Genomic DNA, 8,544 nt, shown 5'->3' with positions numbered 1-8,544 from the left:
CCCCCCCCCCACCCCCACCCGCCCCCCCCCCCCCCCCCCCCCCCCCCACCCCCCCCCCCCCCCCCCCCCCCCCCCCTCCCCCCCCCACCCCCCCCCCGGTTCCGGAGCGGACGTCGTCAGCCGTTCCACTCGACGACGGGGCGGATGTCGACGCTGCCGTAGTTGGCCGTCGGTACTTTCTCGGCCCAGGCCTGGGCGGCTTCGAGGTTGTCGACGTCGACCACGATGAACCCGGCGACGACCGGGCCGGAGGTCGCGGCGACGCCGTCCCGCACGACCAGCTCGCCGGTGCGGCGGCTGACGGTGCGGCCGGCGCTGGTGGCGTGGAAGCCCTCGGCGAAGACGTAGCCGCCGGAGTCCTTGATCTCCTGGTCGATGCTCAGCCAGTCCGGGATCTCGGCTTCGGTCGGGCTGTCGGTGGTCGGGTCGTACTGGTAGACGAGTGCGAACTTCATGATGAATCTCCTCAGATTTCGGAACGGAGTTTGGCGGTGATCGCGGAGAGCAGGAGCATGGCGGAGAGGATGCCGACGGCCATCACCAGCGAGCCTGCTTCGACCTGCGCCATCGAGGCCACGTCGCCGATCAGCACGGCTGCCGCACCGGCGAAGGCCGCGATGGCCCAGCCACGTTGGCCCCGCCGGAGGAAGGACCGGCCGAAGCTGATCAGCAGGATCATCAGTGCGATGAAGGCGATGCTGCCGGCCAGCAGATGGAGTCCGGCGTGCCAGCTGAGGGTGGTCGGCGTCTCCGGGTGGTCGGCCGGGAAGCCTCCGCCGGGGTCCAGCGTGAAGACGCCGGCGAGGATGTAGCCGACGCCGTACGTCGTGACGAGTCGCGGCACCCATTTGCCCGGGACGACCCGGGCCAGGCCAGGGGCGGCGACGACGGCCAGCAAGCCGGCGACGACGAAGTTGGTGATCTGCAGCCAGGCCAGCGATCCGGTGGCCAGCATGCTGAGTGGGTGCCTGGTCAGGTCGAATCCGTCACGGGTCGCGACCTGGGCCAGGGATACGACGGCCCAGAGCGGGCTGGACAGCACGAGCGCGCCCAGCAGTGTTCGGGTGTTCGGCGTCCTCTCGACCGTACTGGCCGGAGTGCTTGCGGTTGCGGTCATTCGTTGCTCCAAGGTGGGTGCGGGCTTGGCTGCGCGGCCTGGTCATGGCTCTACCTTGTCGCTCGCGGACCGTCCCTGGCGTCACCAGATCTGATGACAAATGCCGCGATCTCGGCCTGTGCGACGATGACGGCATGGCTCCGACAGTCATCAGCCCGGTCCTGGTGGGGCGGACGGACGAGCTCGCGGCCTTCCAGTCGGCGTACGAGCGGTCACGCAGCGGTGAATCGGCGACGGTGCTCGTCTCGGGAGAAGCGGGGATCGGGAAGTCGCGCCTGGTGACCGCGGCGACGGAGCGGCTCCCGGGCGACCCGCTCGTCCTGACCGGTGGTTGTCTCGAGCTCGGCGCCGACGGAGCGCCGTGGGTGCCGTTCGTGTCGGTCCTGCGCGGCCTGTTGCGCGATTGGGGAGCCGACCGGCTCCGGGCCGAACTTCCCGCCGACGGGACCGCGCTCGCGCAGTGGTGGCCGGAGCTGGCGTTGCGGGAGGTGGCGGGTGGCCAGGTGCGTCTGTACGAGGAGGTGCTTGCACTCCTCGACCGGGCGGCGCGGGACAGACCGGTGGTGGTGCTCGTCGAGGACCTGCATTGGTCCGACGCCTCGAGTCGTGAGCTGTTCGTCTATCTCGCCCGCAATCTGGCGCACCGCGCCGTCCTGCTGGTCGGGACGATCCGCTCCGGCGAGCTGGCGCCGGGACATCCGACGCGCCAGCTGCTCCGCGAGCTCGGTCGTCGCGCGGAGGTCACCCGGCTGGAGTTGGGACCGCTCGGACGCCGGGAGATCGGCGCGCTCCTGGCCGCAATCGATCAGCAGTCGGCCGATCCCCTGACCAGCAGCGAGATCTATCGGCGCAGCGGCGGGAACCCGCTGTTCGCCGAAGCACTCCGAGACGCCAGTGCTTCCGCGGCGGACCTCGGCACGCTCTTACTCGATCGGGTGGCTGACCTGTCTCCGGCCGCACGGCAACTGCTGGTGACGGCCTGCGTGGCCGGCCGGGGCGTCACGGACGAGCTGCTGTCCGACGTGATCGGCGAATCGATCGACGAACCGTTGCGTGAGCTGCTCGACCGCAACCAGGTCGTGCTTCGCGACGACCAGTACGTCGTCCGGCACGACCTGATCCGCGAAGCCGTCTACGCCTCTCTGCTGCCGGGGGAGCGGCGCCGGTTGCACGGCCGCTTCGCCCGGGCGATCGCCGACCGGCTGCGGGTGTCCCGGCGGCAGGCGACGTCCTTCCACACCTCGACGGAGTCCGCCGTCCTCGCCGTGCACTGGTTCGCCGCCGGAGAGCCGGGGCCGGCGTTGCCCGCAGCGTGGGGAGCTGCCCGGGCCGCACGCCGGCAGGCGGCCTACGACGAGGAGCTGAACCTGGCCGGCCGGATCCTCGCGGCCTGGTCCGAGGTCGACAATGCCGCCGAGCTCCTCGGGGTCTCTCGGTCCGAAGTACTGACGGCAGCAGTGGAGGCGGCCCACGCCGCCGGTCAAGCGGTGCTGGGAGTCGACTATGCGACGGCGGCCCTGGCCGACGTGGACCCAGCGGTGGAGCCGCAGCGCGCGGCGTGGATCCTCGGCCTGAAAGGGCTGCTGCGCAACCGGATCGACAACACGGGTCTTGAGGAGCTCAGCGCAGCGGTCGAGCTCGTTCCGGCGGGCTCGGCGGACGCCGTCCGGAGTCAGCTGCTGTCCTGGATGGCCTTCGTGCAGTGCATCGACGATGATCGCTCCGGCGCTCTGACTGCCGCTGAAGAGGCCCTCGACCTCGCCGAGCGAGTCGATGACGACGGCCTCCGGGCCGCAGCGCTGTTACCGCTGGGATGGGTCGACAGCCGCGCCGGCGCCACCACAGCCGCACTGGCCCGCTACGACGCAGCGCGCGTCCTCGCGACCCGGGCCGGGGACCACCAGGTCGCCTTGACCGCGTCGCAGTGGGCCGGCTTGGCGCTGGTGCAGGCCGGCCGCCGCGTGGAGGCAGCCGAGGTGACGCGCGCCGCGCAGCAGGAGGCCGAACGGGTCGGCCTGGCCAGATCCCGGGGCAGCATCCTCGCCCAGAACCGGGCCTACGCCTTGTTCTACCTCGGCCGCTGGGACGAAGCCCTGGACGTCGTCGACGACGCACTCGCCGACGCCCCACCGCCCCGCTACGCGGCCGTCCTGCGCTTCGTCATCGCGCAGATCATCCTGCGGCGCGGCGAATCCGCCCGCGCCGAACACCTGATCACCGAAACCGAGCAGATGTTCGGAGACCGCCGTCCAGCCGCCTTCCAGCCCATCCTCGCCGGCCTGCGAGTAAGACTGGCAACCCACCGCGCCGACCCAAAGACCGCGCAGCGCATCCTGCGCACCGAGGTAGACCGCATCGCCGCCAGCGGCACCGACTTGCAGTACGAGGCCTCCTGGCTCCTGCTAGCCGGAGCGCACTACCAACACGCACTAGACAAGCCCAGCGACTCAGCGACCGCCGACCTAACCAAGCTACGGCACACCCTAGCCCCAGCCGCCACACTATGGCCGACCGTAGCCGCCGCACTGAGCTCCTTCGACGCCGCCACCACAAACTCCGAGGCAACCTGGCAAACCGCGACCACCGCCTGGCGAGAGCTCCAAGACCCCTACGAACTAGCCTGGTCCCTAACCGGCCAAGCAACCGCAGCACTTGCCGCCGGCAACAAACCAGCCGCCCGCGCCGCCCTACAAGAAGCCCTCACCCTCGCAACCGACCTCCGCGCCGCCCCCCTCCTCTCCCACCTAACCACCCTCTCCACCCGCACCGGCCTACCCACCCAACCCCGCACCCCAACCCCCTTCGGCCTAACCACCCGCGAACGCGTAGTCCTCCAAGTACTGGCCCGCGGCCTCTCCAACGCCGAAATAGCCCGCGAACTCTTCGTCTCCACCAACACCGTAGCCACCCACGTAGCCCGCATCCTCCGCAAACTCAACGCAACCACCAGAACCGAAGCCGCCGCCAAAGCCCACACCCACAACCTGATCCCCACCCACCCCCACTAAGCCCAAATCAGCTCCAAGCGGGCACGTGCCCGCCCAGGACGCGAGTAGTCACCCGATCGCCCAACCCAACCCCGCCAACGAGCAAAGCGAGTAATCACCCGATCGCCCAACCCAACCCCGCCGACGAGCGAAGCGAGTGGTCAGCCGATCGCGTAAGCCGAGCCCGCCGACGAGCGAAGCGAGGTCGTAGGGGGTGCGGGTGGCGGAGCCCCCGCTCGCGCCAAGCGGAGCGCAGGCGCACAAATGCCGAAGGCGACCCGGTCCGCGCTCTCCGCGGACATGGGTCGCCTTCGCCTGAGGGTGAGTGACGGGACTCGAACCCGCGGCCACCTGGACCACAACCAGGTGCTCTACCAGCTGAGCTACACCCACCATTACCGCCTCAACTGCGGCGGCTGCGTAATCATAGCGAGGGAGGGGCGAGAGTAAAAATCGGGGGGTTCAGGCGCCGGTGACGAGTGCGGCGGCGGCGCGGGCGGTGTCGGAATCGGGGCCGGGCTGGGGGACGAAAACGGTCTCGCGGTAGTAGCGGAGCTCGTGGATGCTCTCGCGGATGTCGGCCAGGGCGCGGTGGTTGCCGGTCTTGGCGGGGGTGGCGTAGTAGACGCGCGGGTACCAGCGGCGGACGAGCTCCTTGATCGAGCTGACGTCGACGTTGCGGTAGTGCAGGTGGGACTCGACGCGCGGCATGTCGCGGACCAGGAAGGTGCGGTCGGTGCCGACGGAGTTGCCGGCCAGGGCGGCCTTGCGGGGCTCCTTGACGAAGCCGGCGATGTAGTCGAGGACCTGCTGCTCGGCGTCGGCCAGCGCGATGCCCTGGTCGAGCTCGGCGAGCAGGCCGGACTCGGTGTGCATGTTGCGGACGAAGTCGCCCATCTGGTCGAGCGCGCCGGGCGGCGGTGCGATCACCAGGTCGATGCCGTCGTCGAGCACGTTGAGCTCGTAGTCCGTGACGAGCACCGCGACCTCGATCAAGGCGTCCGCCGCCAGGTCGAGCCCGGTCATCTCGCAGTCGATCCACACCAGCCGGTCGTTCATGGGCACCCACCCTACGACCGGGCGCCGACGGTCGTGCGCCCGCCGGGCGGTATCGGCGGACTTTCCGGTGGCCGATGCCGTTCCGAGACCGGCCGTTCCGGCAATTCACCCGGTGCATTCCGTGTCAACACGGTTGCGAAGCGGTAGCCGGTGGTGCTGTCCTGTTCGGGATTGGGGAGGGGAGGCGCCGGTGGCGGAGGGGACCGTGGTGAGGCCGCGGCTGACGTCGTTGCTGGACGAGGGTGCGCGGCGGCGGTTGCTGACCGTCGTAGCGGACGCCGGCTTCGGCAAGTCGACGCTGCTGTCGGCGTGGGCGGCCGGGCGGAGCTGTGCGTGGCATACGGTCCGCGCCGAGGACGCCTCCCTCGCCGGCATGGTCGCTCGCCTGGTTGACGCGCTCCGCAGTCAGGTGCCTGCGCTGGCAGCCATTCCGGCCGAGCTGCAGAGCCCGCGGGGCCCGGACGCCGATGCGGAGCAGCAGACTCGTGCCTTCGCGTACGCCGCTCTCCTGGCCGATGCGCTCGCCCAGAACCTCGACGACGACCTCGTCCTCGTTCTGGACGATCTGCACGAGCTGGGCCCAGATGCGCCGGCCAGCAGGCTGATCGAGGGCCTGGTCCGGATCGCGCCGCCGAACGTGCACCTGATTGTTGCCTCCCGCACCTCGATGCCCTTCGGGATCGACCGGCTCCGGGGCCGCGGCCAGGTGCTGGAGATCGATGCGACCAGTCTGGCGTTCACAGTGGCCGAGACACTCGCCGTACTGGAGACAGTGCTCGGTGACGGCACCGAAGAGCTAGCTGAGTCCCTGCAGTCCGCAGTCCAGGGTTGGCCGGCCGCAGTCCGGCTTGCAGTCGAGGCTCTGCGGACGGCGCCGCCAGCCGAGCGGTTGGGCCGCCTGCAGCGTGCGCTGCGCTCAGACGGTCCCCTCTACGACTACCTGGCCGAGGAGGTCTTTGCCGCCGAGCCGGTGGCCGTACGACGCCTGGTCGCCGGCGTCGCCGTACTGCCCCGGTTCGGGACAGACCTCTGTCAGGCGATCGGCCTGACGAGTGGCGTCGAGACTCTGCAGCAGCTGCGGACCCGCGGCCTACTCGTCTCCGCAGGAGACGCAGACGGCTACGAACTCAATCCACTCGTCAAGAACTTCGCCAACGACAGACTGACTGTGGACGCCGAGGAGCTGACAAAACTCACTCTGGACGCCGGGCAGTGGTTTGAGTCGGTCGGTGAACACCGCGACGCCCTGGCCTGCTACCAGGTCGTCGACCCCGCCAGAGCGGTTCGCATGCTCACCGACACCGGGCATGCGATGGTCAGCGGCGGCCTGGCCGAGGTAGTCGTCGCAGCTGTGACCGCCTTGCCGGCCGAGCATCGCGACCAGGCGATGGATCAGCTCGAGGGGGAGGCGCGTCAGGTCCTCGGTGACTGGCAGGGCGCCGTCGAGTGCTTCGACCGCATCATCGAGCCGGACGGCGAGATCCCGGTCGGAGTCGCCTGGCGGCTCGGTCTGATCCACCACCTCCGCGGCCAGACCGATGTCGCGATAGCGACCTACCAGCGTGGCCGGATCAACGGTGCACAACCGATTGACGAGGCTCTGCTCCAGGCTTGGTGGGCGGGCGCGCACTGGCTGCGCGGCGAGTTCGACGAGTGCCGGACGCTCGTCAACGCAGCGTACGCAGCGGCCAAGGGCGACGACCGGGCGCTGGCCATCTCGCACACCGTTCTCGCCATGCTGGCCGCCGTCGACAGCGACCCGAACGGCAACTCCTCGAACTACCTACGGGCGTTGGAGCACGCAGAGCGCGCAGGTGACCTCCTGCAGTCGATCCGGATCCGCGTGAACCGTTCGTCGCACCACATCAGCGAGGGCGACTACGAGCCCGGTCTGAAGGAGCTGGACGTCGCCCTGGAGCTGGCCGACCGCGCAGGCTTCGCAGTCTTCCGCGCACTGGCACTGAACAACCGCGGTGAGGCGCTACTGCACCTAGGGCGGCTGGACGAGGCGATCGGGGAGCTGGAGGCATCCCGAGCGCTCTACCAGAAGCTCGACTCCAAACGGGTTGCGCAGCCGCTGTCCGTGCTCGGCGAGGTCTACCGGCAGCGTGGTGACCGCGCGATGGCCAGGGCCTGTTTCGAGGAGGCCAAGGCGATCGCCGAGGAAACCAAGGACATGCAGTCCCTGGTTCCGTCGCTGGCGGGCCTGGCTCGAGTCCTAGCAGTTGAGGAGCCAGAGCGTGCAGCTGAGCTGGCTGAGCTCGCACGGCAGGCTGTTGCCTACGGCCCGGTCCTGGGCCAGTCCGGCGCGCTGGTTGCTCTCGGCTGGGTGACTCTGCACGCCGGCAACAAGGTCGAGGCGGCGTCGACAGCGGAGGACGCCGCCGCGCTCTGCCGCAAGCGTCGCGACCGCGCCGGGCTGGCCGATGCCCTTGAGCTGTACGCCGAAGCCAGCGGCGCCGCCGTCCTTCATGAAGTGCTGAACATTCGGAGTGAGCTGGGCGACCAGCTGGGGGAGGCCCGTGCCGAGCTGATGCTCGCCAAGCGCACTCCGGGTGCAGAAGGCCGTGAGCTTGCCATGCGGGCCCACCAACGCTTTCTGGCCGCCGGTGCGACCCGGTACGCCGCTGCGGCGCTGGCCACCAGCGACCAGACCGGACCGGCCGCCGTCCGAGTCGAGTGTTTGGGCGGTTTCCGCGTCCTCCGAGACGGCAAGGCGATCCAGCTGGGGGAGTGGCCGTCCAAGAAGGCCCGAGACCTGCTCAAGATCCTCGTGGCCCGCCGCTGCCGCCCGGTGGCGCGCGTCCAGCTCCTCGACTTCCTCTGGCCCGAGCAGGACGAGGCGGTCGCCTCACCGAGGCTCTCTGTCGCGCTATCGACCGTCCGCTCCGTGCTGGACCCGGAGAAGAAGTACGCCGCCGACCACTTCGTCGGCGCCGACCGGGCGACGATCTGGCTGGACGGCGATCAGGCGGCCGTCGACGTCGAGCTCTTCCTCCGGGACGCCCGTGAAGGGCTCAACGCCGGTGACCTCCGGCAGCTGCGCACAGCCGAGGCGGCGTACAGCGGAGACTTCCTGGAAGAAGACGTGTACGCCGACTGGGCCGCAGGTATGCGCGAAGAGGCGCGGGCGCTGTACGTCCGGGTGGCGCGAGTCCTGGCCGAGCGCGGACGGCGCGACCCGGACGCCGTGGCCGGCTACCTGCTCCGCATCCTGCAGCGCGACCAGTACGACGAACGCGCGCACCTGGGCCTGGTGACCGCTTTCCAGGCCAGCGGCGCCCACGGCGAGGCCCGCCGCGCCTACCGCACCTACGTCCAGCGGATGGGTGAGCTGGAAGTAGAGCCTGCACCGTTCCCAGCACGCCTTTAAGACTGTCT

Annotated in this window: 5 protein-coding genes and 1 tRNA gene; 2 read left to right on the top strand and 4 right to left on the bottom strand. The window is 70.0% G+C overall.

The window, feature by feature from the left end; all coding sequences use genetic code 11:
• Window positions 1–116: 116 nt before the first annotated feature.
• Together ACZ6ZD_RS21200 and ACZ6ZD_RS21195 are read right to left on the bottom strand one after the other, a co-directional pair.
• Window positions 117–455: a YciI family protein gene (locus ACZ6ZD_RS21200; protein WP_465674604.1), complete on the bottom strand. Its 339-nt coding sequence runs from the start codon at window positions 453–455 to the stop codon at window positions 117–119.
• An 11-nt stretch (window positions 456–466) separates the two neighbouring features.
• Entirely contained in the window at window positions 467–1,117 is a 651-nt protein-coding gene (locus ACZ6ZD_RS21195) for a DUF998 domain-containing protein (RefSeq protein ID WP_465674602.1), read from the bottom strand.
• 134 nt (window positions 1,118–1,251) lie between these two features.
• On the opposite strand from ACZ6ZD_RS21195, the gene ACZ6ZD_RS21190 reads away from it, so the two are divergent.
• Window positions 1,252–4,125 carry a helix-turn-helix transcriptional regulator gene (locus ACZ6ZD_RS21190; RefSeq protein WP_465674600.1) on the top strand — a complete coding sequence of 958 codons (2,874 nt, stop codon included), beginning with the start codon at window positions 1,252–1,254 and terminating at the stop codon, window positions 4,123–4,125.
• 299 nt (window positions 4,126–4,424) lie between these two features.
• On the opposite strand, the gene ACZ6ZD_RS21185 is transcribed toward ACZ6ZD_RS21190, so the two are convergent.
• Both ACZ6ZD_RS21185 and orn read right to left on the bottom strand, forming a co-directional pair.
• Window positions 4,425–4,497, bottom strand: a tRNA-His gene (locus ACZ6ZD_RS21185).
• Between the two features lie 69 nt (window positions 4,498–4,566).
• Window positions 4,567–5,163: an oligoribonuclease gene (orn, locus tag ACZ6ZD_RS21180; protein ID WP_465674598.1), complete on the bottom strand. Its 597-nt coding sequence runs from the start codon at window positions 5,161–5,163 to the stop codon at window positions 4,567–4,569.
• Window positions 5,164–5,353: 190 nt separating this feature from the next.
• Between orn and ACZ6ZD_RS21175 the strand changes: the two genes are divergently transcribed.
• Entirely contained in the window at window positions 5,354–8,536 is a 3,183-nt protein-coding gene (locus ACZ6ZD_RS21175) for a tetratricopeptide repeat protein (protein ID WP_465674596.1), read from the top strand.
• The last annotated feature ends 8 nt before the right edge of the window (window positions 8,537–8,544 follow it).

It is taken from the genome of Kribbella sp. NPDC104218 (assembly GCF_055584105.1).
The sequence above is the reverse complement of the archived record's forward strand: the minus strand, read 5'-3'. Positions and strand labels throughout refer to the sequence as shown.